Raw genomic sequence first — 24786 nt, 5'->3', positions numbered from 1 at the left:
CCCGCCTCCGAGGAGCCCCCTGTGCCCACCTACTCCTACCGCTGCACGCAGTGCGGCAACGCCTTCGACATCCAGCAGAAGTTCACTGACGACACGCTCACCGAGTGCCCGAGCTGCCAGGGGGCGCTGCGTAAGGTGTTCAGCGCGGTCGGCGTGACCTTCAACGGCTCGGGCTTCTACCGCACCGACTCCCGCTCCGGCGGGAAGTCGAGCGAGGGCGGCTCCTCCTCCTCCTCGGGTTCCGGCTCGTCCGGCTCGGGCGCATCCGGCTCCGGCTCATCCGACTCGTCGTCGGGCTCCTCGGGATCGGGCGCCTCCTCCTCCGGATCCTCGGGTTCATCGGGCTCGGGCGGCTCCTCGTCCGGCTCGGGGTCCTCGGGCTCCGGATCGTCCTCCTCCTCGTCGTCCTCGGGCTCCTCCGGGTCCTCCTCCTCGGGTTCCTCCTCCGGGAGCTGACCCGCCACCCACCGCTCACCTCAGAAACGGAACGATCATGATCAACGGCTTCAAGGAGTTCATCCTCCGCGGCAACGTCATCGACCTGGCTGTCGCCGTGGTCATCGGCGCCGCCTTCACGACCATCGTCAACGCGATTGTGACGGGGATCTTCAACCCGCTCATCGGCGTGATCTTCGACGCCTCCTCCCTCGAGACCCTGAACTGGGTCATCCGGCCGGGAGAGAACGGCGAGGACCCGACCGTCATCGCCTACGGCTCGGTCGTCTCGGCCCTAATCCAGTTCGTGATCGTCGCCTTCGTCCTCTACTTCGCGTTCGTCCTGCCGATCAACCACCTCAAGAACGCCGCCTTCGCCAAGAAGGCCGCCGACGCCCCCGCCGCGGAGGACAAGGCCCCCACCGAGCTCGAGCTCCTCGCCGACATCCGCGACCTGCTCGCCAATAACGGCACCGCCACCACCGCGAACTCCGGCAAGCACGTCGACTGAGTTGCTCTGTCTCCTTCCGCCGGAGGCGGAAGAGGACCGCGGTCGGCTTCCCGATCGGGGAACGCTTCGCAGAGCGTTGTGCGAACGGTGCGTCCGAAACGTCGGCACGCGTTTCGGACGGCACCTGCACCTTCGGGAGGTCGCCGAACGGGACCTTCGGCGTCTCCGACGGGGGCTGATCGGCCCTGTCTCCACGCGCTCCTCGATACCGGCGGGCACCGGGCGGGAAGCTGTCGGTCAACGGGCACCGGACGGGTGCGGTCGTCAGCGGGCGTCGGTCGGGAAGCGGTCGGCCACCGTCGACGGGCCCGACGTGATCGGTCGCCAGACGTCCGCGTGACGTGTCCGCTCGTCGAGCGGGGGCGTGCCGGGGTGAGGCCCGAGGTCGTCGACGGGACCGGCGTCGACTCGCGGACCGCCAGCCGCGCGGGTGGAATCAGTAGTGCGGGGGGACGTCCTGGCGCAGGCGCGCGTCGTTCGGGCCGGTGTCGGGGCGCGCGGGCGGCGCGGAGGGGTCGGCGACCGGAGCGTCGTGCGGGGACGGATCGGTGCCGGGCTTCGCGGGGAGCGTCGCCCGCCGGCCGCCGCGGGTGCGCCGCAACGGGCGGTCGGCACCCGCGGGGGCGTCGGGATCCGGCGCCACGATCAGTCGTGCGGCAGCGGCTCGACGGGCTGCGTCTCCCCCGACGCCGGAGCGGCGGCGGCGGCAGCAGCGGCGGGAGCAGCAGGAGCCTCGCCGGCGGCGGGAGCAGGGTTCTGCTCCTCCCCCGCGGTCGCACCGATCAGCCCGGCCACCCGCGCGGCCACGGCCTCGGGGTCGGCGAACAGCTCGAAGTTGTGCACCCGCAGGTAGTGCCAGCCCAGCCGGCGCAGCAGCTCCGGACGCAGGCGCAGCGACACGCGCAGGCTCTGCGTGCTCACGTCGCGGTCGGTCTCGACCACCACGGCACGGGTCCCGTGCGCGGCGACGAGGGCCAGCTTGCCCTTGTGCCCGATGTTGACCCGGAGTCCGCGGCGCTCGAGGCGCGCGGCGAGATCCACCAGCATCGGCTCCGAGTAGTCGTCGCGGTCGCTCGGCTGGACGCGGTCCTCCGCCTCCTGCAGCACCTGCGCGAGCGCGACCATGCCGTAGCGCATGCGCGACTCGTCGATGTCGCCCGGGCGGAAGCACGAGACGATGTCCATCGAGCGGCGGGCACGGGTCATCCCGACCGCCAGCAGACGCTCTCCGCCCGGCTCCGCGAGCGCGCCGAAGTTCGACAGCAGGCGGCCGTGGGGCGTCCGGCCGTAGCCGATCGAGAAGATGACGCGGTCGCGGCTCTGCGCGACCGACTGCTCCAGCGTCACGACGGCGAAGGGCTCGGGACGGTCGCCGAGGATGAAGTCGCTCAGGTCGGTGCGCTTGGCGAAGGCCGTCAGCACCGCCTGCTGCACCCGCACGGCGTGGCGAGGACTCGCGGTGATGACCATCAGCGACTCGCGCGGACGGATCACGGCGTGCTCGAGCACCAGCTCGACCACCTTCGCGACCTCGGCGTCGACGGACTCGACGGCTCCGGAGTCGTTCTCGGGCATGCCGTGCCCGCTCGCGATGTAGTGGAAGCGGAGCGAGTCGTGTCCGAGGAAGGAGCCGGCCCAGGGCAGGGAGTCGATGCGGCCGCCGTAGAAGCGGCGGTTGACCAGCTCGGCCAGGTCCTCGCCGCCCGCGCGGTAGCTGCGGGTGAGCGTGACGGTGTTGAGCAGCTCGCCGAGTCGGGCGAGCGCCGACTGGGCGTGCAGCGCCTCCACGTCGGTCCGCGAGGCGGTGGAGCCGAACTCCGGCGTCTCGTCGACGCGCAGGCCGAAGGGAGTGGGGGTCTGCGTGACCGGGTCGCCGAACGCGACGACCTGCTTCGCCCGGCGGATCGCTCCGACGTTCTCGGCCAGCGTGGTCGCCCCGGCGTCGACGAGGAACACCGCGTCGAAGGTCGTCTCGGTGCCGATGCGGTGCACCTCGTAGGGCGAGGCGAGCCAGGCCGGAGCGAGCACGCGCGAGAGGTGCGGAGCGGCCTTCTGCAGCTCCTGAGGGGTCGTCGCCGCCTCGGTGCGCAGCAGCGCGCGCAGCGCGTCGCGCTCCTGCGGCCAGTCGACGAGCCCGATCTTCCAGGTCTCGGAGAGCTTCCAGGCCAGCAGCTCGGCGCTCGAGGCGGCGTGCGCCTCGTCGACGAGCTTGAAGTCGGCCTCGAGCCGGTCGAGCACGCTCGTGTTGCCGCCGAGCAGCGCGCGCTCGTCGGTCAGCATGATCTCGAGCGCCGAGCGCCACCAGGCCAGGTCCAGCTCGCCCGCGACCAGCTCGGCCGGCACGTGGCGGCGCGAGAGGTCGGTGAGCAGCGGGTCCAGGCCCCAGTCGCGCAGGGTGGCGAGGAGGGTCGTCCGCTCCTGGAGGTTGGCCAGCACCTCGCTGTCCTCGGCGAGGCCGGACACCATCGAGGCCAGCTCGGCGAGAGGGAGCGAGGCGAGCTGCAGGTTCGTCCCGCGGCGGCCGAGCGGCTCGTCGAGACGGCTCAGCTGGTCGGTCACCTGCTGGTAGGCCACCTGCACGTCGGCGACGCCGACCGGGACCTCGGGGATCGTGCCGGCGACCGCGTAGCGCTGCCACAGCGTCCGCTGCTGCTGCACCCGGCGGAGCGCCGCGTTGAGGTCGGTGACGTGCGCGCCGGGACGCAGGTACTCGCGGGCGAGCTTCTTCAGGCGCCGGCGGTTGGTGGACGACATCTCGGCGGCCTCGCGGCGCGGCGAGGTGGCGACGATGAGGTCCTGGATCGAGCGGTCGAAGACGGCCGGCTGGAACTTGTCCAGCGTCTCGCGGACGTCCTGCAGCAGGCGCAGGTAGATGCCGAGCTCGGCGACCGACTCGAACGGGCGCATCCGCGTCTGGCCGATGACGTCCTGGGCGCGGTCGAGCAGGCGCGGCAGGTCGCGCAGGTGCAGGCGCTTGGCCAGCTCGTGGGCGATCTCGGCGTCGGCGGTGGAGTCGAACTGGGCCCCGTACCAGGGCGAGTCGCCCGGGCCGTAGCGGAACTCGCCCAGGCGCGCCGACTCGATCAGCATCCGGGTCGCCTCGGGGCGGCTGTGCGCGAGAGCGGTGACGGAGCGGCGGTCGAGGCGGGCGGCGGTCGACGGGGGCGTCCGCAGCTGCGAGAGGCGGGCGAGCTCCTCGAGGGCCTGCAGCGCCGAGACGCCGAAGCTCTCGTCGCGCCGGGAGAGCGCGCCGCGGTAGTCGAGCAGCACCTTCCGCAGCCGGAGCAGGGCGTCGTCGATCTCGCTGACGGAGGGGCGCGCGGCCTTCTCGTTGCGGCCGATCGACTGGATGAGGTCGCGGCGGAGCGTGCGGGGCCCGACCGCGATGCCGCCCAGGCCCGCCGAGAGCAGGCGCTGGTGGATGCTGTCGAGGCTCGACCGGCGGGCGCTGACGACCAGCACGCGCTTGTGCTGGGCGGCCAGGGCGCCGATCGCGTTGACGATGGTCTGGGTGCCGCCCGTGCCGGGGAGGGTCTTCACGACGAGCGAGTTGCCGGCCGCGATGTTCGCGATCACCTGCTCCTGCTCGGCGTCCGCGTCGAGGAGGAGGTTGTCGGTCGCCGGAGGACGCTCGTCCTGCGGGATGATCGACGCCACCTTCTGCGACTGCTGCAGCGCCCGCTTGGCGGCCGGGTTCCCGGCGACGGCGTCGAGGACGGGGTGCTCGAGCATCCGGGCGTCGCGGAGCATGTCGCCCGCCACGTCGGCGAAGCTCGAGACCACGAGGCGCGGGTGCACGGCGAACCACGGCAGGTGCGAGGTCAGGCCGCGCAGCTGGTCGATGACCGGCTGCGGCTTGAAGACGCCGTTCTGCACGGCCAGCTCGACGAACTGCTCGGGGTCGATCGTGATGCCGAACTGCTGCTTGAGGGCGCGCGCGAGCTGCGGGTTGAAGTAGGGCTGGCCCTTGAGCTTGAGCTCGAAGTCGCGGCCGTAGCGGCGGATGGCGAGCGGGCGCAGGAGCACGGGTGCGGTGAACTCCGTGTCACCGGCGCGCCACTGGGCGAGGCCGATGGCGAGGTGGACGCCCTCGATGCCGCGGACCGAGCGCAGCTCGATCCCCTTGTCGGTGATCGCACCCGCGGCGTTCTTCGCTGTGCGCAGGGCGAGCTCGTCGCGGATGAGCGAGGAGAGGAGCGTCGTCTTGCCCGAGATGAACGGGGGCAGCCCGCCGGGGTGCGTGGTCGAGAGCTCGATGCGCGTCCGGGGCGAGTCCACGAAGTGGAGCAGGGGCGACGGACCGCCGACCTTGGCGAGCTCGTCGCGCCACGACTGCCACACCGGATCGGCCACGTTGCCGCCCTGGTAGCCGGCCTCGCCGCTCGTCACCTGCACGGGAGAGGTCGCCGTCGGGGAGAGCCGATGCGCGGACGCCTCCCCCTGGTCACCGGATTCGGGTGAGGTCGCCACCGGTCCGGCTCCTGGGAAATCGTCGACTCGTTGCACACGGACACCCTAAACCGGGCACCTCCGAAAGGCCGTAGCGACGCGGGTCGGCGGCACGGCACCTCCGTACGGCTCACCGGGCCGGAGCATCGGAGGAACGCGGAGCCCAGGGTCGGATCGGCGAGCGCGCCCGCCCGATCGGGGCGGGCGGGGGCTCAGGAGGGCCAGACGGCCAGGGGCGGCGCCGTCTCGACCCGGCGCTCGTCGCCGACCACGCGGATCCGGCTGCTCACGCGATCGTGCCCGGCGGCAGCGGCGACCGCGGTCATGACGAGCCGGGCGTGGTCGCGCGCGAGATGCCCGAAGGCGCTCCGCAGATCGACGGGACGGCCGGTGGCGAGCGACACGGCGATGCGGGCGACCGCCTCCTCCGAGAGGTCGAGGAGGCACGCCTGCTCGGCGAGGACGGCGAAGTCGATCCGCGGCGCGGCCTCCGTGGCGGCACCGGCCGCCCACGGGTGCTCGGGGCGGAGGCATCCGGCGCGGACGAGGAGCTGCTCCGCGGCCTCGAGGCCGAGCCCGGCGAGGACGGGGATCATGCCGCGGTCCGCTCGGCGCGGCGCCCGGAGGCGCGGACCCCGACGGACACGACGGCCGACAGCAGGCAGGCGACGCCGGCGATCAGCGGCGCGAGCCAGCCGAGGACGCTCACCTCGTCGACGTCCGTGCCGAAGTACTGCCAGTGCGCGATGGCGTAGACGAAGAGGGAGAAGAAGCAGAGCGCGACGCCCGTGAGCGCCGACACCAGGTCTGCCGGACGGACGAGGGGCTCGTGCTCCGCCGAGGCGGCCTGCTCGATCGCGGGCTCGGAGAGGGCGGCGGCCGGGACCTGCGGGAGGGTCGCGGTGGCGGGGTGCTGCGTCATGTCTCCGAGGGAACCAGCCTCGCGGTGTCACGGTCGTCACTCGCTGGCATGACGTCCTGAGCCGAGCGGATGGTGGCGCAGTCGGCCGGTCAGGGAGCGACGGGACCTTCCGCTCGAGCCGGTCGGCGTCCGAGCGACGACTGGAACCGCAGCAGGTACCCGTCGGGATCGGCGACCACCAGCTGACGGACGCCCGCCTCCTCCGCTTCGACCCGGTACCAGCGGGTCTCGAGCGGCGAGAACAGCGGCGTCCCGGCCTCGGCGAGCGCCGCCGCCGTCCGGTCCGCGTCGTCGACGTGCAGCTGCAGGTTCATCCCCCGGCCGAGCGGGCGCTCCAGCGGTGCCGCGATCCAGTTGCGGCCCCGCTCCGCCTCTTCGAGCATCACGTGCGCGGAGCCGAGGACCAGGTACGCGAAGCCCTCCTCGGGCCGGGCGTAGTGGATCCGGAACCCGCAGGGACCGCACCAGAACCCCAGGCTCCGGTCGAGGTCGGCGACGAGCAGCTCGGGGACGAGATCGGGATCGGCCATCCGCGCGGTCTACGCCTCGGCGCCCTCGGGGCGCTTCGTGCGGCCCGGGAGCAGGAGCAGGCCCGAGACGCCCACGACGATCAGCAGGATGGCCGCGACCGTGACGAAGGAGGCCAGCGCCAGCACGGGCATGATGATCGTCAGGACGCCCGCGATGACCGAGGCGATCCCTGCCGCGATCGGCAGCCACGCGGGGCCGGCGACGGTGCGGCCGCTGGTGATGCTCGAGACGCCGTCGAGGATCCAGCCCGCGCCGATCACGAGGCCCAGGACGCTCAGCGACTCGAACGGGTTCGACAGGCACAGGATGCCTGCGACCAGGATCAGGGCGCCGAGCAGGCCCGCGAGCCAGCGCACCCGGGCATCGAGCCGCGAGGCGGTGAAGGCCAGCAGCAGGCGGAAGACGCCCGCGGCGATCAGGTGGATGCCGAAGACGATGGCGACGGTCAGCAGCGTCGGACCGGGGATCAGGACGGCGATGACGCCGAGCACGATCGCGATCAGCGAGACGGCGATGATCCACCAGCGCTCGACGGAGGTGCGGGACATCGTGGGCGCGGCGGTCTCGGACATGGCGTTCCTTCGCGTCGGGGAGTGCGGACCCCTCGAACGTTAGGGCACCGGGGCGAGGTGGCGCGGGGCCTTGCGCCCGCCCGCCCGTGGACGCAGGTCAGTGGCGCGATCCGGTGCGCGCCGCGGCACGGTGCCGCCGCACGCGGCGCACCACGAGCGCGAGCAGCAGCACGCCGAACGCGCTGTAGATGATCGCGTCGAGCACGCCCGCGTACTGGTCGACGAGCTCGTACTGCGTGCCGAGGGCCGCGCCGAGGCCGATCAGCAGGCCGTTCCAGACGCCGGAGCCGAGGATCGTCAGTCCCGAGAACAGCAGCAGGTTCATCCGCTCGGCCCCCGCGGGGAGCGAAATGAGGCTGCGCACGCCCGGGATGAGGCGACCGAAGAGGACCGCCCAGGTGCCGTGCCGGCGGAACCAGCCGACCGCCTTCTCGAAGTCCTCGCGGTCGACCAGCGGGAGCTTGGAGAGCAGGCGGATCGAGCGCTCCGTGCCGATGCGGTGGCCGAGCGCGTAGAGGATCAGGCCGCCGAGGTAGGCGCCGAGGGTCGCCGTGATCACGACCAGCACCAGGTTCATCCGGCCCTGCTGGGCGAGGAAGCCGGCCAGCGGCAGCACGAGCTCGCTCGGGATCGGCGGGAACACCGTCTCGATCAGCGTCAGCAGGCCGACGCCCGCCTCACCGAGCGCGGCGATCACCCGCGCGGCGACGCCGACGAGTCCGGAGAGCTCGTCGATGCTGTCGGAGGAGGAGGCGGTCGCCACGGAGGCGGGGGCGAGGGCGAGGGTCGCGATCGTCATGACTGAGAAGCTACTCAGTCCGCCGAGCGCGCACCTGGGAATCCGGCGGCCCGCTCAGGGGCGGCCGGTGAGCACGACGGTGTCCGATCCCTGCAGCCGCACCTCGACCGAGGCGATCTCGGACAGCGGGAGCCCGGTGGCGAGGCTGGGCTCCATCGTCGTCCCCGGCGCGCTCGTCCACGATCCGACGGCCTCGGTGCCGCCCGAGGTGTCCGTGACGTAGAGGACGTAGCCGGCCGAGCCCGCGTACTGCTCGGCCGTGTCGGCCCAGCTGCAGTCCATGTCGATCCGCGTGCCCCACTGCTGCGGCACGAACCGCACGGAGGCCTCGACGGGGACGCCCGGAGCCGCGGCGAGCGAGACGGTCGAGCCGACGGTCTCGACGGGGGCGAGGGACGGGCCGATCGCGAGCGGCAGGGCGACGGCGGCGGCGGCCGAGACGCCCGCGGCGGCGAGCACCAGGCCCGCGATGCGCAGCCGCGTCCGGCGGCGGACGGAGTCGGTGGCCGCGGCGAGGCGGGTCAGCAGTGCCGCCGGAGCCGGATCGCCGGCCGCCTCCGGCTCCTCGACCAGGCGCATCGCCTCGTCCTGGGGCAGGTGGGCCAGCAGGCCCGGCAGCGGGACGAACTCGGCGAGGGACTCGCGGCAGCCGGGGCAGGCGCGCAGGTGCAGCTCGTACTCGCGGCGGTCGGCGGCGGTCAGGGATCCGAGGAGGTACGCGGCGTCCCAGTCGCGGAAGGGGTCGTCGTGCCGGTCGTCGGAGGAGGGGTCGCGGCTCACAGCTCCGTCACCCCCCGCTCCTGCAGTGCGAGCTTGAGGGCCCGCATCCCGTAGTGCATCCGCGACTTGACGGTGCCCGGGGCGATCCCCAGCAGCGCGGCGATCTCGGTGACCGTGCGGCCGCCGTAGTAGGCGTGCACGATGACGGCGCGGTGGTCGTGGCTCAGTCCGCTGAGCGCGTCCGAGAGCAGCCAGGCGTCGAGCACCTGGTCGGTGCGGTCGGCGGTCGGGCGCTCGGGGACCTCGTCCGTGCCCAGCTCCCGGGCGTAGCGGGCGCTGCGGCGGTCGTCGATGACGAGGTTCCGGGCCACGGTGTAGAGCCAGGAGCGGGCGGCGGCCTCGCCCTGGGCGAGGATCTCGGGGTGCTTCCAGGCGCGCAGCAGCGCCTCCTGCACGACGTCCTCCGCCATCTGGCGGTCGCCGGTCAGGCGCAGCACGAACCGCCAGAGCGCGCTGGCGTGCTCGTCGTGCAGCGCACGCAGCATCTGGGCCTGATCCTCGGACATCTCCACCTCTTCCTGCACCAACGTAACGGGGGCCCGAACGGTTCAGCCGGTTCGCGCGAGCGGCCGCACTCTGGTACTCCGGAGTCGATGACCTTCCCCGATGCCGACGACGCCGCCCGCGTGCGCTCCTTCCTCCGCGACAACCGCTCGCGGATGCTCGACGACGTCCGGCACCTCGTGATGATCGAGAGCCCCAGCGACTCCCTCGAGGCGCTCGGCGAGCTGCACGCCTTCCTGGTGCACTGGGTGGGAGAGCGGCTCGGGCACGACGCCGACGTGCAGCACCGGCGTGCGCAGGACGCGCCGACCGCGACCAGCTGGACCGTCCCGGCGAGCGGCGGCGCGAGACCGCACCGGGGCACGCGTCCGTTCGTGGCGCTGCTCGGCCACTACGACACGGTGTGGCCCCTGGGCACGACCCGCTCCTGGCCCTTCGCCGTCGACGGCGACCGCCTGAGCGGACCGGGCAGCTACGACATGAAGGCCGGGCTGGTGCAGATGGTGTGGCTGGTGGCCGCGCTCCGCCACGCCGGCGTCCCGCATCCGGCCGTCCGCCTGGTGATGAGCGGGGACGAGGAGATCGGCAGCGCCGCCTCCCGCCCGTTCCTGGAGCGGCAGTGTGCGGGCGCCGACGCGGTCCTGGTGTTCGAGGGCGCGATCGGCGACGCGGTCAAGACGGCGCGCAAGGGCATCGGGCGCTTCGTGATCGACGTGGTCGGGGTCGAGGCGCACGCCGGGGTCGAGCCGGAGAAGGGGGCGAGCGCGATCCACGAGCTCGGCTCGCTGATCCCGCGGGTGCTGGCGATCGCGCGGGAGGAGGAGGGCACCTCGGTCAACATCGGAGTGGTCTCCGGCGGCTCGCGGGTCAACGTGACGACGGCCCGCGTGCGCCTGGAGCTGGAGGCGCGGATCCGCGGATCCGCCGAGGCCGCCCGCGTCGAGGCCGAGCTCGACGCGCTCGCCGCCGCCGACCCGCGCATCCGGCTGGAGGTGCGCGGCTCCTGGGAGCGGCCCGTCTTCGAGCGGACCGCCTCCGTCGCCGCGCTCTACCGCAGGGCCGAGCGGGTCGCGAAGCGGATCGACGTCCCCCTCCGCGAGATCGCGGTCGGCGGGGCGAGCGACGGCAACCTCGTCGCCGCGCTGGGCCTGCCGGTCCTCGACGGGCTCGGCGCCCCGGGCGAGGGGGCGCACGCGCGCAGCGAGGCGATCGGCATCGAGGGCATGCTGGAGCGGACGGCGCTCGCCGCGCTGCTGGTCGCCAGCTTCGGCGACGAGCACTGACCGGCTGCAGAGGAAGGACGAGCGGATGACCCTGTACGAATCGCGCCCCGTAGGCGTCGTGATCGAGGCTCCGGCCGCGGAGGTGTACGCCTTCGTCTCCGACCCGGCGAACCTCCCGCGGTGGGCCGCGGGCCTCGCCTCCTCCGCGCTCGAGCAGGTAGACGGACGCTGGTTCGCCGACTCGCCGATGGGCCGGGTCGAGGTGCGCTTCGCCCCGCAGAACCCGTTCGGCGTCGCGGACCACGAGGTCACGCTCCCCGACGGGACGGTGGTGGACAATCCGCTCCGGGTGCTCGTGAACGGGGACGGCGCCGAGGTGGCCTTCACCGTGCGGCGGCGCCCCGGGATGAGCCTCGACGACTGGGACGAGGACTGCGCGCGGGTCGCGGACGACCTCGAATCGCTCCGGCTGCTGTTCGAGCGCGGGGCGCTGTAGGTTCGTCACAGCTCCGGCGCAGGGCCGGCACCCGTGAGAACGAGGACGCGATGACCTCCCCCGATCGTCCGAGCACCCGCCCCGCAAGCGGCATCGAGCTCAACGGCCTCGACACGATCCAGGAGTCGGAGCGGCACGGCCGCCCTCGCGACCTGTTCTGGCCGTGGTTCGCCGCGAACGTGTCCGTGCTCGGGCTGAGCTACGGCTCCTTCCTCCTCGGCTTCGGCCTCTCCTTCGGGCAGGCGACGCTCGTCAGCGTGATCGGGATCGTCGTCTCGTTCCTCTTCTGCGGTCTGGTCGCCGTCGCCGGCAAGCGCGGCTCCGCCCCCACGATGGTGCTCAGCCGGGCGGCCTTCGGGGTCGACGGCAACCGCCTCATCTCGGTGATCTCCTGGCTGCTCACGGTGGGCTGGGAGACGGTGCTGGCCTCCCTCGCGGTGCTCGCGACGGCGACGGTGTTCGAGGAGTTCGGCTGGGACGGGGGCGTGCTCACCAAGGTGGTCGCGCTGATCGTGGTCGCCGCGCTCATCGTGATCGCCGGGATCGCGGGCTTCCGCCTGATCATGCGGCTCCAGCTCGCGATCACCGTCGCGACCGCCGTGCTGACCGTGGTCTACGTCGTGCTCGTCCTCGACCGGATCGACCTCGCCGCCGTCGGCGCCCTGCCCGCGGGCTCGGCCGCCGCGGTCATCGGCGGGCTCGTGTTCATGATGACCGGCTTCGGGCTGGGCTGGGTGAACGCCGCGGCCGACTACTCCCGCTACCTCCCCCGCGGTGCCCGCACGAGCGGAGTGATCGCGTGGACGACGATCGGCGGAGCGGTCGCGCCCGTCGTGCTGGTGGTCGTCGGCCTGCTGCTGGCCGGCTCCTCGCAGGAGCTCTCGGACGCGATCGCCGCGGACCCGATCGGAGCGCTCGCCGGGATCCTGCCGACCTGGTTCCTGCTCCCCTTCATCGTCGTCGCGCTGCTCGGCCTGATCGGCGGGGCCGTGATGGACATCTACTCCTCGGGCCTGGCGCTGCTCAGCACGGGGCTCAAGGTCTCGCGGCCGGTGGCCGCCGGGATCGACGGCGTGCTGATGGTCCTCGGAGCGGTCTACGTCGTGTTCGTCGCGGGCGACTTCCTCGGCCCGTTCCAGGGCTTCCTGATCACCCTCGGCGTGCCGATCGCGGCCTGGCTCGGCGTGTTCCTCGCCGACCTCCTCCTCCGCCGGCGCGACTACGACCAGGAAGCCCTGTACGACTCCCGCGGCCGCTACGGCAGCGTCTCGGCGGTCCCCGTGGCCCTCGTGCTGATCGGCGCCGTCGTCGGCTGGGGCCTGGTGGTCAACTACTCCCCCGGGTTCGAGTGGGAGGGCTACCTCCTCGGCCCGCTCGGCGGCCGCGACGGCGACTGGGCCGGCGCCAACCTCGGCGTCCTCGTGGCGCTCGTGATCGGCTTCGCGGGAACGCTCGCCCTCTCGCGCGGGGCCGTCCGCCGCCAGGAGGCCTCGGCGTGAGCCTGCTCGTCGCGATCGACCTGCAGCACGTCTTCGCCGACGCCGAGTCGCCGTGGGGATCCGGCGGGTTCGAGCGCGCGGCCGACGGGACCCGCCGGCTCCTCCCGGCGTTCGGCGAGCGGGTCGTGACCACCCGCTTCGTCGCCCCGGAGCGGCCCGCCGGCGCGTGGATCCCCTACTACCGCGAGTGGCCGTTCGCGCTCGTCCCCGAGAGCGACCGGCTCTACGAGCTCGTGGCCGGGTTCGAGGGCCACCGCACGATCACCGCGACGACCTTCGGCAAGTGGGGGCCCGAGCTCGAGGCCGAGCTCGACGACTCCCGCGAGCTCGTGCTCACCGGCGTCTCGACCGACTGCTGCGTGCTCTCGACGGCGCTGGCGGCCGCGGACGCCGGAGTGCGGGTCAGGGTCGCCGCGGACGCCTGCGCGGGCGCCTCCGAGGCCGACCATCAGCGCGCGCTCGACGCCATGTCCCTGTACGCGCCGCTGATCGAGATCACGAGCGTGGACGCGGTGCTGGCGGACCTGCGCGACCGGGGCTGAGACCGCGGTCGGGACGCGAGCCGCTTGCGCCGGTCGGCCCCGCGCGTCGCGGGGCGACCCCGTCACCCGGCATGATGTCGGCATGTCCTCCACCGACGAGCGCGTCAGCCCGGCTTCCCGCACCCTGGTCATCGGCGAGGCGCTGATCGACATCGTCGAGCGCGACGGCAGCGCCACGGAGCACGTCGGCGGCTCCCCGGCCAACGTCGCCCTCACGCTCGCCCGACTCGGGCGGCCCGCGACCCTCGTCACCGACATCGCCGACGACGAGCGCGGCCGCCGCATCAGCGCCCACCTCGAGGCCTCCGGCGTGGAGGTCCGGCACGGCGACTCGGAGCGCACCAGCACCGCTCGGGCGGTCCTCGCCGCGGACGGGTCGGCCCGCTACGTCTTCGACCTCTCCTGGAACCCGCCGGCGGCGGACCCGGAGGGCGCCTCCCACGTCCACACCGGTTCCATCGCGATCTTCCTCGAGCCGGGCGGATCCGCCGTGCTCGAGCTCCTCGAGGCACTGCCCGCCGGAGTGACGGCGAGCGTCGACGCGAACATCCGCCCGGCTCTGGTCGGCGCGCACGCCGAGGCGCTCGCGCGCTTCGAGCGGATCGCCGCCGCGTGCGAGGTCGTGAAGCTCAGCGACGAGGACGCGGAGTGGCTCTACCCGACGATGCAGCTCGACGAGGTCCTCAGCCGGCTGCTCTCCCTCGGGTCGCAGCTCGCGGTCGTCACCCGCGGCGCGGAGGGACTGCTGCTGGCCTCGGCCATGACGCGGGTGACCGTGCCCGCCGCCCGGATCGTGGTGGCGGACACGATCGGCGCCGGCGACTCCGCGATGGGCGCGATCCTCGACGAGGCGTTCCGCCAGGGCCTCGGCGCCGCGAACGGGATGCTCCTCGACGGCCCCGCCCTGCACGCGATCGGCCGCCACGCCGCGCACGTCGCCGGCATCACGACCTCCCGCTCCGGCGCGAACCCGCCCACCCGCGACGAGCTCTGAGGACCGGGGGCGGACCTTCTGCAGGACGCCCCTGGTGCTCGCGTCGGGACGCGGAGATACTGGGCGCACCTCGACGGAAAGGTGTGCCGTGCCCACTTCACTGAGCCCCTACATCGGCTTCGACGGCTCCGCGCAGGAGGCGATGGAGTTCTACCGGGACGTCCTCGGCGGCGAGCTCAGCTCCAGCCGCTTCGGCGACTTCGGGATGAGCGCGGATCCGGCCGACCAGGACCGGATCATGCACGCCCAGCTCGTCACGCCGAGCGGGATGATCCTGATGGGCTCCGACTCCCCCTCCTCGAGCCCGGCCGAGAGCGGCGCCCGCATCACGATCGCGCTCTTCGGCGACGACGACGCCGAGCTGAGCGGCTACTGGGACGGCCTGGCCGAGGGCGGCACGGTCGTCGAGCCGCTGGTCGCCTCACCCTGGGGCGACCGCTTCGGGATGCTGGTCGACCGCTACGGCGTCGGCTGGATGGTGAACATCGCCGGTCCGCCGGCCTGAGGCTCCTCCCCAGCACGGGATCGGGGCACGCCTCCCCCGGGTGCGTCCACCCGTCCCGCCGGACGCCGCGGCGGGCGCAGAATGGAGGGGCCGCTCCCGCTCCGGGGGCCGTCCCACCTCTCACGAAGGCTGCAGATGACGATCACGCTCGGGTACAAGGCATCGGCGGAGCAGTTCGGCGCCCGGGAGCTCGTCGAGCTCGCGGTCGGCGCCGAGCGGCACGGCTTCGAGACCGCGGTCGTCTCGGACCACTTCCAGCCGTGGCGGCACACGGGCGGGCACGCGCCGTTCTCCCTCGCCTGGCTCGCCGCGGCCGGTGAGCGCACCTCCACCATCACCCTCGGCACCTCCGTGATGACCCCGCACTACCGCTACAACCCCGCCGTCATCGCCCAGGCGTTCGGCACGCTCGGCGTGCTCTACCCCGAGCGGATCATGCTCGGCGTCGGCACCGGCGAGGCGCTGAACGAGGTCGCCACCGGCTACCAGGGCGCGGGCGAGCAGACCTGGCCCGACTTCAAGGAGCGCTTCGCCCGCCTGCGCGAGGCCGTGCGGCTCATGCGCGCGCTCTGGGCGGGCGACCGCGTCACCTTCGACGGCGAGTACTACTCCACGCACGAGGCGTCGATCTACGACAAGCCCGAGAGCGGCGTGCCGGTCTACATCGCGGCGGGCGGCCCCGTCGTCGCGAAGTACGCCGGCCGCGCGGGCGACGGCTTCATCTGCACGTCGGGCAAGGGCATGGAGCTCTACACCGAGAAGCTGCTCCCCGCCGTCGAGGAGGGCGCCGCGGCGGCCGATCGCGACTCCTCGACCATCGACCGCATGATCGAGATCAAGCTCTCCTACGATCCCGATCCGGCGCTCGCGCTCGAGAACACGCGCTTCTGGGCGCCGCTCTCGCTGTCGCCGGAGCAGAAGCACTCGCTGACCGATCCGGTCGACATGGAGCGCGCCGCCGACGAGCTGCCGATCGAGCAGGTCGCGAAGCGCTGGATCGTCGGCTCCGACCCGGAGGAGACGGTCGCGCAGATCAAGCCTTACGTCGACGCGGGCTTCACCCACCTGGTCTTCCACGCCCCGGGCGACGACCAGCAGCGCTTCTTCGACGCCTTCGAGCGCGACCTCGCGCCGCGGCTGCGCGCGCTCTGACCTCCCGCCTCCTCCACGACCCCCTTCGGAAGGGCCGCTCCCGCATGACCACGGCCACCCTGCTCGCCCGGCTCGACCGCGGCGAGGCGCTGACGCGCGTGACCGCCGAGGAGCTCCTCGGCGCGCGCGGCGACGACCTCGACCTGCTGCTGGAGGCCGCCGGCCGCCTGCGCGACGACGGACTCGCCCGCCGCGGACGGCCCGGCGTCGTCACCTACTCGCGGAAGGTCTTCGTCCCGCTGACCAAGCTCTGCCGCGACCGGTGCCACTACTGCGTCTTCGTGGAGACACCGGGCGGGCTCGCGGCCAAGCGCGAGTCGACCTTCATGGAGCCGGAGGAGATCCTCGAGGTCGCCCGCGCCGGTGCCGCGCTCGGCTGCAAGGAGGCCCTGTTCACGCTCGGCGACCGCCCGGAGGACCGGTGGCCGGTCGCCCGCGCCTGGCTCGCCGAGCACGGCTACGCCTCGACGCTCGAGTACGTGCGCGCGATGGCCGTCCTGGTGATGAGCGAGACGGGCATGGTCACGCACTTGAACCCCGGCGTGATGTCGTGGGCCGAGCTGCAGCGGCTCCGCCCGGTCGCGCCCTCGATGGGCATGATGCTCGAGACGACCGCCGAGCGCCTCTGGTCCGAGAAGGGCGGCGTGCACTACGGCTCCCCGGACAAGGACCCGGCGTTGCGCCTGCGCGTGCTCGAGGACGCGGGCCGCAGCCGCATCCCCTTCACCACCGGCGTGCTGCTGGGCATCGGCGAGAACGCGGCGGAGCGGGCGGACGCCCTCTTCGCGATCCGCGAGTCCCACGAGCGGTGGGGCCACGTGCAGGAGTGCATCGTCCAGAACTTCCGCGCGAAGCCGCGGACGGCCATGCAGAACGAGGTCGACCTCGAGCTGCAGGAGTACGTGGCCAACGTCGCGGTCGCGCGCCTCGTGCTGGGCGCCGAGGCGACGATCCAAGCGCCGCCGAACCTCACCGACGAGCAGGAGCTCGGGCTGCTGCTGCGCGCCGGGGTCGACGACTGGGGCGGTGTCAGCCCGCTCACGGCGGATCACGTGAATCCGGAGCGCCCCTGGCCGAACATCGACGACCTCGCGCGGCTCACCGCGGCGGCCGGCTACCGGCTGCACGAGCGGCTGACCGCCCACCCGCAGTACCTCCGCGACTCGGCCACCTGGATCGATCCGCGCGTCGCTCCCTACGTCGAGGCGCTCGCCGACCGCGGGACCTGGCTCGCCGACGAGGCGGCAGCGGTCCTCCCCCGGCCCTACCGCGACTCGCTCGACGCCCTGCCCCGACCGGTCGCGCCCGCCCTCGGCGCCGTGCTCGCCCGGGCGGAGACGGACCCCGCCGGTCTCGAGGACGCCGACTACCTCGCCCTGCTCGCAGCCGACGGCGACGACCTCGACGCCCTCTCCGCTCTGGCGGACGACCTGCGGCACGACGCCGCCGGCGACGAGGTCTCGGTCGTCGTCAACCGCAACATCGACACCTCCCTCTGGGGAGACGGCGGGCTGACCGTCGAGCGGCTGGAGGAGCTCGCCGACGAGGCGGTCGCGCTCGGCGCCACCGAGCTCTGCCTCCAGGGCGCGATCGGACCGGAGCACCCGGGCGACGATCTGCTGCTGATCGTCCGCACGCTGAAGCAGCGGCAGCCCTCGCTGCACCTGCACGCCTACCGGCCCGGCGAGATCCTCGAGGTCGCACGGCGCACGGGCCGAACCCTGCCCGCGATGCTCGACGCTCTGCGCGAGGCCGGCGTGGACTCCGTCCCGGGGACCGCCGCCCGCATCCTCGACGACGACGTCCGCGCCGTCCTGAGCGAGGGGACGGACCCGACCGTGGCCGAGTGGCGCGAGGCGATCACGGCCGCGCACCGCAGCGGCCTCCGCTCCACCTCGACCATGGTCTACGGACACGTCGAGACCCCCGAGCAGCAGCTCGCGCACCTGCGCACGCTCGCGGCGATCCAGGACGAGACGGGCGGCTTCACCGAGTTCATCGGGATGCCCTTCGTCCCGGCGGAGGCGCCTCCCGCCGTGGTGCGCGCGAGCCGGGGCGGGCCGACCCTCCGCGAGACCCGCGCCGTGCACGCCGTCGCACGGCTCGTCCTCCACGGCCGGATCGCCCACGTGCAGACCGCCTGGACCAAGCTCGGACTGCACGCGGCGCAGGTCCTCCTCCGCGGCGGGGCGGACGACCTCGGCGGCCTGCTGCTCGACGGCGCCCTGCGGCCCGAGGCCGGAGCGGAGGCCTACCGCTCGCTCGACATCGCGACCGTCGCCCGGCTGAGCGGCGAGATCGGCCGCGGCTGGCGCCAGCGCACCACGACGTACGGCGTGGTCGCGCCGGAGAGGGCGCTGCGGGCGGAGCCCGTCGCAGCGGCGGGTCCTCAGCGGATGCGCCTCCCGGTCCGCGGGACCCGCCGGGCGTCATGACCCGCTCCGAGTACCTGCGGCGCCAGGCCGAGCTGGTCCGGGAGGAGCGGATCAAGTCGGACAGCGCCACCGTGCGGCTGCTGACCGCGGGCGCCGAGAGCCCGCGCGCGGTCCTGCTGCTGACCGGCGTCGGCCGGGGCGCGCGAAGCGACACCGGGCTGCTGCTGCCGATGCTGGCGCGGCGCCACCGCGTCGCCGCGCTCGAGCTCGCCGATCTCGGCGACCCCTGGCTCGACGGACCCGCCGCGGTCCGCGCCTCCCTGGACGCGCTCGGCGCCGAGGAGGCCGTCCTGATCGGCCACTCGCTCGGAGCCGCCGTGGCCCTCGCCGCGGGCGATCGGCGGGTGCGCGCCCTCGCCCTCGTGGCCGGGTGGCTGCGCCCGACGGAGCGCCTCCTCCGCACGGCGCGCCTCTGGCCGATGCTCCCGCCCGACGCGCAGGAGGAGGCCGCTCGGCTCCTCGCCGTCCGCTCGGCCACCGCCTCCTCCCCGTGGGGCGCCGACGCCGCACGGATGCTCGCCGCCTCCGCCCGGGCCGACGTCGCTGCGGCCGCCTCGGACTGCCGGGTACCCGCCCTCGTGGTCGGCTGCTCCGCCGATGCCGCCGCCGGCGTCGAGGGCGCCGAGGCTCTGCTCGGCGCGATCGACGACGCCCGCTACGCCGTCCTCGACTCCGGTCACGCGGTGCTCGCCGAGCGGCCCGCCGAGCTCCTCGCCGTCCTCGAGCACTTCCTCGCCGATCCGCACCGCGACCCGGCGGGCAGCGTCCTGGCGAGGACGACGGTCTGATGGACGTCGACGTCGTCGTGATCGGCGCCGGGTTCGCCGGGCTCGGAGCCGCGGTCCGCCTGGAGCGCCGCGGCGGGACCTCGTTCGTCGTGCTGGAGCGCGCCGAGCGGATCGGCGGGACCTGGCGGGACAACGTCTACCCCGGGGTCTCCTGCGACATCCCCTCGCACCTCTACTCCTACTCCTTCGCCCCCGAGGCCGACTGGTCGGCGTTCTACGCCCCCGGGGCCGAGATCCAGGCCTACCTCGAGCGCGTCGTCGAGAAGGAGGGCCTGGCGCCCCGGCTCCGGCTGGGGACCGAGGTGCTCGAGGCGGTCTTCGACGAGGAGGCGCACCGCTGGCGGGTGCGCACCTCCCGGGGCGACTACTCCGCCGCGGTCCTCCTCGTCTGCGCGGGGCGCCTCTCCGAGCCCCGCCTCCCGGCCGTACCGGGCCTGGATTCGTTCGCGGGTCCTGCCTTCCACTCCGCCCGCTGGCGGGACGACGTCGATCTCGACGGGAAGCGCGTCGGCATCGTCGGCTCGGGAGCCTCCGCCGTGCAGATCGTGCCGCACCTCGCCGAGCGCGCCGCCGAGGTGGTGCTCTTCCAGCGCTCGGCCCCGTACGTCGTCCCCCGCCGGAACCGCCCGTACCCGCCGGAGGAGCGCCGAGCCCTCTCCCGCGCGCCCGGGGCCCTCGCGAGGCTCCGCGAGGAGCTGTTCTGGCGCGCCGAGCTCGGCTTCGCCGGCCGCGTCGCCGTGCCCGAGGCCATCGATCGGCTGCGGGCGGAGGCGCTCGGCCACCTCGAGGCGCAGATCATCGATCCCGCGCTCCGCGCCGTGCTGACTCCGGACTACGAGATCGGCTGCAAGCGCGTGCTCCTCTCGGACGACTACTACCCCGCTCTCGCGCAGCCGCACGTCCGCGTCGTCCCGGGTCCGCTCCGGCGCATCGAGGAGGGCGCCGCGCTCGGCGACGACGGCGTCCCGCACAGGGTCGACGTGCTCGTCTTCGCGACCGGCTTCCACTCCACGCGGCCGCCCTTCGCCCGGCGCATCCGCGGCCGCGGCGGCGTCCTCCTCGCCGACCGCTGGGCCGACGGCATGGTCGCCTACGAGTCGACCGCGGTCCACGGGTTCCCGAGCCTCTTCGTCGTCAACGGCCCCAACGCGAGCCTCGGCCACAACTCCGCGGTGCACATGATCGAGACGCAGATCACCTACGTGCTCGCCGCGCTCGACCACCTCGCGGTCTCCGGCGCCGACCGGCTCGAGGTCACCGCCGAGGCCGAGGCCGCCTCCGTCGCCCGCCTCGACGCCCTCAGCGCCGACACCGTCTGGACCAACGGCGGCTGCGAGAGCTGGTACCTGGACGACAACCGGCGACTCACCCTGCTCTGGCCCGACTTCGCCTTCGCCTTCCGCGAGGAGCTCGGCCGGTTCGACCCCTCGGCCTACACGACCTGACCGCGGCTCGCTATCGTGACCGCATGACCGACCGCGTGCTCGCTCCCGAACCGCCCGCCGACGGTGCGAAGCCGAAGGGACCGGCCTCGTACTTCCCGAGCATCGAGAAGACCTACGACCGTCCCGTCCAGGACTGGCTGGACCTCGCCGACGAGCGTCTGCGCTCCGAGCCGCACATGCAGGTCGTCACCTGGCTGAAGACCGAGCACGGCCTGGGCCACGGCCACGCCAACGCGATCGTCGCCTACGTCCGGGCCGCCCGCGCCTGACCGGTCCGCCCGTCGTCCGCACAGGCTAGGCCGGCCGGCCTCCCCGGACCACCCGTCGTCGGCGCCCGCGCCGTCCGGGGATAATCGGGGCATGCGCGAAGACGACGATGTCGATCTGGTGATCGACGCGTGGGCCGGGGCCCTGCCCGACCTCGATTTCGCGCCTCTGGACGTCGTCTCCCGCCTCCGCCGCCTCAGCCCGCGCGTGCAGGAGGTGCGGCGGCAGTCCTTCGCCGTCAGCGATCTCGCCCCGTGGGAGTTCGAGCTCCTCTCGCTGCTGCGGCAGCGCGGAGAGGGCGGGATGACGCCCTCGGCCCTGGCCACGCACCTCGCGCTGTCCAGCGGCAACCTGGCCAGCCGCGTCGACCGCCTCGGGGCTCGCGGGCTCGTGGTCCGCGAGCAGAACGCCGCCGACTCGCGCAGCAAGATCGTCTCGCTCACCCCGCGGGGCACGAAGCGGGTCGACGAGGCGATGCGCAATCTCGTCGCCGCCGAGGGCGAGGTGCTCGCCGACCTGGACACCGCGCAGGTGTCGGTCCTCATCGAGTGCCTGCGGCGGATCAGCGACACCCTCGACCGACTGCAGTGACGCGCTACGCCCGACGAGCCTGAGAGGTCAAGCCCGTTCGGAGAGACGGGCACCGGACGTAGCGTGAAGCGTGCACGGTCGAGGCGTCAGCCACCCGTGCGGATGATCGCGAAAGCGGAGAGCACCATGACACAGATTTCCTCTATCCAACCCGCGCGATGGAGCCGGAACGGAGTCAGGATCGTCGTCGTTCCCGGGGCGGAGCTGCCCCGGTTCCGACTCGAGATCGACGCCCGACTGACCACCGCGCCCTCCCTCGTCCCCACCGGACCCTTCTCGACCGTCGAGGAGGCCGAGCGGGCCGCCGAGGTCGCCGCCGGCCTGCTGGGGGCGAAGATCCCGGCCTGAGCGCACACCCGTCGAGACGGCCGGATCAGCCCGCGAGCTCCGCGAGCGATCCGGTCGGGACCGCGATCCACCCCTCGGCCTCCGCCGCCTCCTGCAGTTCGGGAGGCACCGGCATGGTCGCGCCCAGGGCGTGGGCGCGGGCGTTGAGAGCGGCGACGACGGCGTCGAACGCGTCGTCGGAGCGGCTCATCAGCGCGAGCGCGGGCGCCGGCACATCGAGCCAGGGTGCGGCCCGTCGCAGCGACTCCGCGGCGAGCGCCACGGCCTCCGGTCGCGTCTTGTACCCCGTGGTGTCCACTCCCCAGAGCCGCAGCGCGGCCGCCGGGTACGCCTCGACGAGCCGTCCGCGCCCGGAGCGGTCGACGTCCTCCCCGCTCGCGGCGAAGGCGTCGAGCAGCTCCGCGCAGCGCATCGCGGTCATCCCGAGCCGGTCGGTCGAGACGCTGAGCGGCCAGCGGCCGGTGACCTCGCGCGCCACCCGGTCCGTCTCGCGGTACGCGAGGCGGCGGCGCCAGTCGCGTCCCGCGAGCGTCCGCGGCGAGACCTCCCGTCGCGTGTGCGCGGAGACGAACGCCGCGAACTCCACCGGCCAGCCGAACGCGCAGTCGATCCCGATGACCGCCGCGTCCCGTGACGCATCGACGATCGTCGCGTCCTCGGCGCCGAGTACGAGCGAGCGGACGACGGCCTGGCCGCCGGAGAACTCGAGGGCGGCGAGAGCGGTGCGCACCGGCTCCGCAGCGAGGTCGACACCGATCGTGAGCACGGGGACAGGGTAGGCGCTCCGGCGCTACGCTCGAGCGATGACGCCGCCCGCTCCCTCCTCCCGGGCGGAGTCGGCCCGCGTGACGGTCGCGCTCCTCCGCCTCCTCGTGGCCGCCGCCGTTCTGGTGGCCGTGATCGCGACGGCCGTCGACACCGCCTCTCGGACGCCGCTGAACCCGTTCAACTTCTTCGGCTTCTTCACCATCCAGAGCAACATCGTGCTGGCCGTCGTGCTCGGAGCCACCGCCGTGCTCGCGCTCCGCCGCCGTCCCGCGCCCAGCGGGCTCCTACTGGTGCGGGGTGCCTTCACCGGGTACATCATCGTCGTCGGCCTCGTGTACAACACCCTCCTCACCGATGTGGCGGGCGGAGTGGCGCTGCCGTGGGCCAACACCGTCATGCACGTGCTGTTCCCCGTCTACGGACTGCTCGACTGGCTGCTGCTCGCGGATCGCCCTCCGCTGCCGTGGCGCAGGCTCTGGCTGGTCGTGGTCTACCCGATCGTCTGGCTCGTCGTGGTGCTGATCCGCGGAGCGACGGACGGCTGGGTGCCCTATCCGTTCCTGGATCCCGCGACCGGGTACGGGCAGGTGTCGGTGTTCGTCGTCGGGATCGCGGTCGCGTTCCTCGCGTCGGGGGCGCTGGTCTGGGCGATGAGCCGGCTGCGGATCGTGCCGGTGGCAGGCGGCTGAGAGGACGCTCGCCTTCCAGACGGTTCCGCCCGCCGGACGACCGGATCCGCTGCCGTCGCGCACATCCGGCCCGTTCTGGGGTCACCCGTTCGGGGTCATCCGGGGCGCCGCTCCCCTAGCGTCAGCACCGACGGCTCCCCCACCGTCCTCCCCCTCGAGAACGGTCCCCCATGAGCCTCTCCCTCTCCCGCCCGCCGACCCCGAGCCGCCGCGTCCGCGCCCTCGCCGTCGGAGCCGCGCTCGCCCTCGCCGCCGCGCTGCTCCCGGCGCAGGCCGCCGCCGCCGCCACTCCCGCCACCCTCTCGGTGCTGAGCCTCGGCGACTCCATCACCCAGGCCTACGGGACCTGCGGCTCCTTCGCGGACTGCCCCCGCAACAACTGGTCCACCGGCACCAGCTCCTCCGTGAACTCCTTCGCCTCCCGCTTGCGGACCGCGCTCCCCGGCACCACCGTCACGACCGCGAACTTCGCCACCACCGGCGACGTCGTCGCGCAGGTCCCCTCGCGGATCGACGCCGCGGTCGCCGCCGGCGTGCGGCCGGACGTCGTCACCCTGCTCATCGGCGGCAACGACCTCTGCTCGCCCGACAACCGCGTCGCCTCCGACGGCTACACGATGACCCCGGCGAGCACGTTCCGCACCGGAGCCTCCGCCGCGATCACGAAGATCCGCACCACGTGGCCCTCCGCCCGCATCGTCCTCTCGTCGATGCCGAACGTGGCCTCCGAGTGGTCGGTCGTCAAGACCGGAGTCGGCGCGCTCGTCTGGGCGGGCGGCGACCTCTGCCGGACCACGCGCGGCGTCAGCTCCACCGGCCGCAGGCTCAGCAGCACCGCCGCGGCCGCCTCCGCCGCTGCCGCGAAGACGCGGACGACGCAGTACAACACCGCACTGCAGACGGCGTGCAGCGCCGCCGGTCAGCTCTGCGACTGGGACGGAGGAGCGCTCACCGCGACCCCCGTCACCAAGGGCCTGATCGGGACCACCGACTACTTCCACCCGAGCGTCGCGGGCCAGGCGAAGATCGCCTCGATCCAGTGGACGGCGTCGAACTTCTCGAAGTAGCGGCCTCCGGAGCGGCCGCTCACGCGTCGAGCGGCCGCTCCCCCTCGCGGCGGCGACGCTGCTCCTCCGCGAGCCGCGCGTAGTGCGCCTCCTCGCGCTCGAGGTCGGCGAGCTGCTCCTCGGTGCTCTTCGGAGCGGGCCGCACCACCACCGTCGGCGGCGCCTGCTTCCGGCGGCGGGGCACTCGGCCGCCCGGCACGAAGGATCCGCCGTCGCCACGCTTCCAGTCGTGCCCGAGCAGGAACCACAGCGAGACGCCGATGAGCGGGAGGAAGAAGATCAGCAGGATCCACACGATCTTGGGCAGGTTCTTGATGACGTTGTCCGGCTGCCGTACGACGTCGACCAGCGCGAGCACTGTCAGGACGATGATCACCAGCGAGAAGACGAACCCCATGCAGTCGAGGGTACGACGCCGAGGGTTCCCCGTCGCCGCTGTGCCGGCCGACGTCCGTGGCGCCTGCGGTCGAGGAG

Annotated in this window: 28 protein-coding genes and 1 pseudogene; 17 read left to right on the top strand and 12 right to left on the bottom strand. The window is 73.5% G+C overall.

Annotated elements, in window-relative coordinates:
* Positions 1–21: 21 nt before the first annotated feature.
* Positions 22–162 (top strand): annotated as a pseudogene (locus C5C82_RS18155) (FmdB family zinc ribbon protein); the annotation flags it as partial.
* Positions 163–176: 14 nt separating this feature from the next.
* Here C5C82_RS18155 and C5C82_RS18150 read toward each other — a convergent pair.
* Complete coding sequence (locus tag C5C82_RS18150; protein WP_308471850.1) at positions 177–464, bottom strand: hypothetical protein; 288 nt, start codon at positions 462–464, stop codon at positions 177–179.
* 29 nt (positions 465–493) lie between these two features.
* Between C5C82_RS18150 and mscL the strand changes: the two genes are divergently transcribed.
* Positions 494–946 carry a large conductance mechanosensitive channel protein MscL gene (gene mscL / locus C5C82_RS03860; RefSeq protein ID WP_181067745.1) on the top strand — a complete coding sequence of 151 codons (453 nt, stop codon included), beginning with the start codon at positions 494–496 and terminating at the stop codon, positions 944–946.
* Positions 947–1382: 436 nt separating this feature from the next.
* On the opposite strand, the gene C5C82_RS03855 is transcribed toward mscL, so the two are convergent.
* The 9 genes from C5C82_RS03855 to C5C82_RS03815 all read right to left on the bottom strand — a co-directional run bounded on the left by C5C82_RS03855 (position 1383) and on the right by C5C82_RS03815 (position 9505).
* Positions 1383–1589 carry a hypothetical protein gene (locus C5C82_RS03855; RefSeq protein WP_104232858.1) on the bottom strand — a complete coding sequence of 69 codons (207 nt, stop codon included), beginning with the start codon at positions 1587–1589 and terminating at the stop codon, positions 1383–1385.
* Between the two features lie 2 nt (positions 1590–1591).
* Positions 1592–5416, bottom strand: a complete 3825-nt coding sequence (locus C5C82_RS03850) for a DEAD/DEAH box helicase (RefSeq protein ID WP_374953859.1) — start codon at positions 5414–5416, stop codon at positions 1592–1594.
* A 191-nt stretch (positions 5417–5607) separates the two neighbouring features.
* A complete protein-coding gene (locus C5C82_RS03845; protein WP_104354630.1) occupies positions 5608–5991 on the bottom strand; it encodes a hypothetical protein in 384 nt (127 codons plus the stop codon).
* Positions 5988–6317 carry a hypothetical protein gene (locus C5C82_RS03840; RefSeq protein ID WP_104226447.1) on the bottom strand — a complete coding sequence of 110 codons (330 nt, stop codon included), beginning with the start codon at positions 6315–6317 and terminating at the stop codon, positions 5988–5990. The genes C5C82_RS03845 and C5C82_RS03840 overlap by 4 nt, the downstream gene beginning before the upstream one ends.
* A gap of 89 nt (positions 6318–6406) precedes the next feature.
* Complete coding sequence (locus C5C82_RS03835; RefSeq protein ID WP_104354629.1) at positions 6407–6847, bottom strand: VOC family protein; 441 nt, start codon at positions 6845–6847, stop codon at positions 6407–6409.
* A gap of 9 nt (positions 6848–6856) precedes the next feature.
* Entirely contained in the window at positions 6857–7420 is a 564-nt protein-coding gene (locus C5C82_RS03830; RefSeq protein WP_104232862.1) for an HdeD family acid-resistance protein, read from the bottom strand.
* A 97-nt stretch (positions 7421–7517) separates the two neighbouring features.
* A complete protein-coding gene (locus C5C82_RS03825; RefSeq protein WP_104225072.1) occupies positions 7518–8219 on the bottom strand; it encodes a DedA family protein in 702 nt (233 codons plus the stop codon).
* Between the two features lie 54 nt (positions 8220–8273).
* Positions 8274–8999, bottom strand: coding sequence for an anti-sigma factor (locus tag C5C82_RS03820; protein ID WP_104225071.1), 726 nt, complete (start codon positions 8997–8999; stop codon positions 8274–8276).
* Positions 8996–9505, bottom strand: coding sequence for a sigma-70 family RNA polymerase sigma factor (locus C5C82_RS03815; protein ID WP_104225070.1), 510 nt, complete (start codon positions 9503–9505; stop codon positions 8996–8998). Before C5C82_RS03815 ends, C5C82_RS03820 begins: the two co-directional genes overlap by 4 nt.
* An 87-nt stretch (positions 9506–9592) precedes the next feature.
* Here C5C82_RS03815 and C5C82_RS03810 point away from each other — a divergent pair, with 87 nt between their 5' ends.
* The 13 genes from C5C82_RS03810 (at position 9593) to C5C82_RS03750 (ending at position 21788) form a co-directional block, all read left to right on the top strand.
* Positions 9593–10786: a M20/M25/M40 family metallo-hydrolase gene (locus C5C82_RS03810; RefSeq protein WP_104225069.1), complete on the top strand. Its 1194-nt coding sequence runs from the start codon at positions 9593–9595 to the stop codon at positions 10784–10786.
* Positions 10787–10811: 25 nt separating this feature from the next.
* A complete protein-coding gene (locus tag C5C82_RS03805) occupies positions 10812–11222 on the top strand; it encodes an SRPBCC family protein (RefSeq protein WP_104249452.1) in 411 nt (136 codons plus the stop codon).
* A gap of 50 nt (positions 11223–11272) precedes the next feature.
* Positions 11273–12721, top strand: coding sequence for a cytosine permease (locus C5C82_RS03800; protein ID WP_104225067.1), 1449 nt, complete (start codon positions 11273–11275; stop codon positions 12719–12721).
* Entirely contained in the window at positions 12718–13263 is a 546-nt protein-coding gene (locus tag C5C82_RS03795; protein WP_104325770.1) for a cysteine hydrolase family protein, read from the top strand. Before C5C82_RS03800 ends, C5C82_RS03795 begins: the two co-directional genes overlap by 4 nt.
* Positions 13264–13345: 82 nt before the next feature.
* Entirely contained in the window at positions 13346–14257 is a 912-nt protein-coding gene (locus C5C82_RS03790; protein ID WP_104266866.1) for a carbohydrate kinase, read from the top strand.
* An 88-nt stretch (positions 14258–14345) separates the two neighbouring features.
* Entirely contained in the window at positions 14346–14762 is a 417-nt protein-coding gene (locus C5C82_RS03785) for a VOC family protein (RefSeq protein WP_104325769.1), read from the top strand.
* A 135-nt stretch (positions 14763–14897) separates the two neighbouring features.
* Positions 14898–15914, top strand: coding sequence for a glucose-6-phosphate dehydrogenase (coenzyme-F420) (gene fgd / locus C5C82_RS03780; protein WP_181067747.1), 1017 nt, complete (start codon positions 14898–14900; stop codon positions 15912–15914).
* 44 nt (positions 15915–15958) lie between these two features.
* Positions 15959–18349 (top strand): 7,8-didemethyl-8-hydroxy-5-deazariboflavin synthase CofG, encoded by a 2391-nt coding sequence (gene cofG / locus C5C82_RS03775; protein ID WP_104354628.1) that lies wholly within the window; start codon positions 15959–15961, stop codon positions 18347–18349.
* Positions 18346–19137: an alpha/beta fold hydrolase gene (locus C5C82_RS03770; protein WP_104354627.1), complete on the top strand. Its 792-nt coding sequence runs from the start codon at positions 18346–18348 to the stop codon at positions 19135–19137. The genes cofG and C5C82_RS03770 overlap by 4 nt, the downstream gene beginning before the upstream one ends.
* Positions 19137–20582, top strand: coding sequence for an NAD(P)/FAD-dependent oxidoreductase (locus C5C82_RS03765; protein ID WP_104354626.1), 1446 nt, complete (start codon positions 19137–19139; stop codon positions 20580–20582). The genes C5C82_RS03770 and C5C82_RS03765 overlap by 1 nt, the downstream gene beginning before the upstream one ends.
* Positions 20583–20605: 23 nt before the next feature.
* Positions 20606–20851, top strand: coding sequence for a DUF4287 domain-containing protein (locus C5C82_RS03760; protein WP_104232872.1), 246 nt, complete (start codon positions 20606–20608; stop codon positions 20849–20851).
* 91 nt (positions 20852–20942) lie between these two features.
* On the top strand, positions 20943–21440 hold the full coding sequence (locus C5C82_RS03755) for a MarR family winged helix-turn-helix transcriptional regulator (RefSeq protein ID WP_104226460.1): 498 nt from the start codon (positions 20943–20945) through the stop codon (positions 21438–21440).
* 126 nt (positions 21441–21566) lie between these two features.
* A complete protein-coding gene (locus C5C82_RS03750) occupies positions 21567–21788 on the top strand; it encodes a hypothetical protein (protein ID WP_146076606.1) in 222 nt (73 codons plus the stop codon).
* A gap of 25 nt (positions 21789–21813) precedes the next feature.
* On the opposite strand, the gene C5C82_RS03745 is transcribed toward C5C82_RS03750, so the two are convergent.
* A complete protein-coding gene (locus C5C82_RS03745) occupies positions 21814–22554 on the bottom strand; it encodes a DUF429 domain-containing protein (RefSeq protein ID WP_104354625.1) in 741 nt (246 codons plus the stop codon).
* 37 nt (positions 22555–22591) lie between these two features.
* Between C5C82_RS03745 and C5C82_RS03740 the strand changes: the two genes are divergently transcribed.
* Complete coding sequence (locus tag C5C82_RS03740) at positions 22592–23245, top strand: Pr6Pr family membrane protein (RefSeq protein WP_104354624.1); 654 nt, start codon at positions 22592–22594, stop codon at positions 23243–23245.
* 170 nt (positions 23246–23415) lie between these two features.
* Positions 23416–24312 carry a GDSL-type esterase/lipase family protein gene (locus C5C82_RS03735; protein ID WP_104328774.1) on the top strand — a complete coding sequence of 299 codons (897 nt, stop codon included), beginning with the start codon at positions 23416–23418 and terminating at the stop codon, positions 24310–24312.
* 19 nt (positions 24313–24331) lie between these two features.
* Here C5C82_RS03735 and C5C82_RS03730 read toward each other — a convergent pair whose 3' ends face one another.
* Positions 24332–24709, bottom strand: a complete 378-nt coding sequence (locus C5C82_RS03730; protein ID WP_104255426.1) for a PLD nuclease N-terminal domain-containing protein — start codon at positions 24707–24709, stop codon at positions 24332–24334.
* Positions 24710–24786: the final 77 nt, after the last annotated feature.

This window comes from Rathayibacter sp. AY1D5 (assembly GCF_002932515.1).
Classification (GTDB): Bacteria; Actinomycetota; Actinomycetes; order Actinomycetales; family Microbacteriaceae; genus Rathayibacter.
This window is presented reverse-complemented; position numbering and strand designations above follow the sequence as displayed.

What these genes read in the sequence shown, in the direction of transcription:
- mscL (WP_181067745.1), top strand. Translation starts at nt 494, where the DNA reads ATGATCAACGGCTTCAAGGAGTTCATCCTCCGCGGCAACGTCATCGAC.
- C5C82_RS03845 (WP_104354630.1), bottom strand. Translation starts at nt 5,991, where the DNA reads ATGATCCCCGTCCTCGCCGGGCTCGGCCTCGAGGCCGCGGAGCAGCTC.
- C5C82_RS03840 (WP_104226447.1), bottom strand. Translation starts at nt 6,317, where the DNA reads ATGACGCAGCACCCCGCCACCGCGACCCTCCCGCAGGTCCCGGCCGCC.
- C5C82_RS03835 (WP_104354629.1), bottom strand. Translation starts at nt 6,847, where the DNA reads ATGGCCGATCCCGATCTCGTCCCCGAGCTGCTCGTCGCCGACCTCGAC.
- C5C82_RS03830 (WP_104232862.1), bottom strand. Translation starts at nt 7,420, where the DNA reads ATGTCCGAGACCGCCGCGCCCACGATGTCCCGCACCTCCGTCGAGCGC.
- C5C82_RS03825 (WP_104225072.1), bottom strand. Translation starts at nt 8,219, where the DNA reads ATGACGATCGCGACCCTCGCCCTCGCCCCCGCCTCCGTGGCGACCGCC.
- C5C82_RS03815 (WP_104225070.1), bottom strand. Translation starts at nt 9,505, where the DNA reads ATGTCCGAGGATCAGGCCCAGATGCTGCGTGCGCTGCACGACGAGCAC.
- C5C82_RS03810 (WP_104225069.1), top strand. Translation starts at nt 9,593, where the DNA reads ATGACCTTCCCCGATGCCGACGACGCCGCCCGCGTGCGCTCCTTCCTC.
- C5C82_RS03805 (WP_104249452.1), top strand. Translation starts at nt 10,812, where the DNA reads ATGACCCTGTACGAATCGCGCCCCGTAGGCGTCGTGATCGAGGCTCCG.
- C5C82_RS03800 (WP_104225067.1), top strand. Translation starts at nt 11,273, where the DNA reads ATGACCTCCCCCGATCGTCCGAGCACCCGCCCCGCAAGCGGCATCGAG.
- C5C82_RS03790 (WP_104266866.1), top strand. Translation starts at nt 13,346, where the DNA reads ATGTCCTCCACCGACGAGCGCGTCAGCCCGGCTTCCCGCACCCTGGTC.
- fgd (WP_181067747.1), top strand. Translation starts at nt 14,898, where the DNA reads ATGACGATCACGCTCGGGTACAAGGCATCGGCGGAGCAGTTCGGCGCC.
- cofG (WP_104354628.1), top strand. Translation starts at nt 15,959, where the DNA reads ATGACCACGGCCACCCTGCTCGCCCGGCTCGACCGCGGCGAGGCGCTG.
- C5C82_RS03770 (WP_104354627.1), top strand. Translation starts at nt 18,346, where the DNA reads ATGACCCGCTCCGAGTACCTGCGGCGCCAGGCCGAGCTGGTCCGGGAG.
- C5C82_RS03765 (WP_104354626.1), top strand. Translation starts at nt 19,137, where the DNA reads ATGGACGTCGACGTCGTCGTGATCGGCGCCGGGTTCGCCGGGCTCGGA.
- C5C82_RS03760 (WP_104232872.1), top strand. Translation starts at nt 20,606, where the DNA reads ATGACCGACCGCGTGCTCGCTCCCGAACCGCCCGCCGACGGTGCGAAG.
- C5C82_RS03755 (WP_104226460.1), top strand. Translation starts at nt 20,943, where the DNA reads ATGCGCGAAGACGACGATGTCGATCTGGTGATCGACGCGTGGGCCGGG.
- C5C82_RS03750 (WP_146076606.1), top strand. Translation starts at nt 21,567, where the DNA reads ATGACACAGATTTCCTCTATCCAACCCGCGCGATGGAGCCGGAACGGA.
- C5C82_RS03740 (WP_104354624.1), top strand. Translation starts at nt 22,592, where the DNA reads ATGACGCCGCCCGCTCCCTCCTCCCGGGCGGAGTCGGCCCGCGTGACG.
- C5C82_RS03735 (WP_104328774.1), top strand. Translation starts at nt 23,416, where the DNA reads ATGAGCCTCTCCCTCTCCCGCCCGCCGACCCCGAGCCGCCGCGTCCGC.
- C5C82_RS03730 (WP_104255426.1), bottom strand. Translation starts at nt 24,709, where the DNA reads ATGGGGTTCGTCTTCTCGCTGGTGATCATCGTCCTGACAGTGCTCGCG.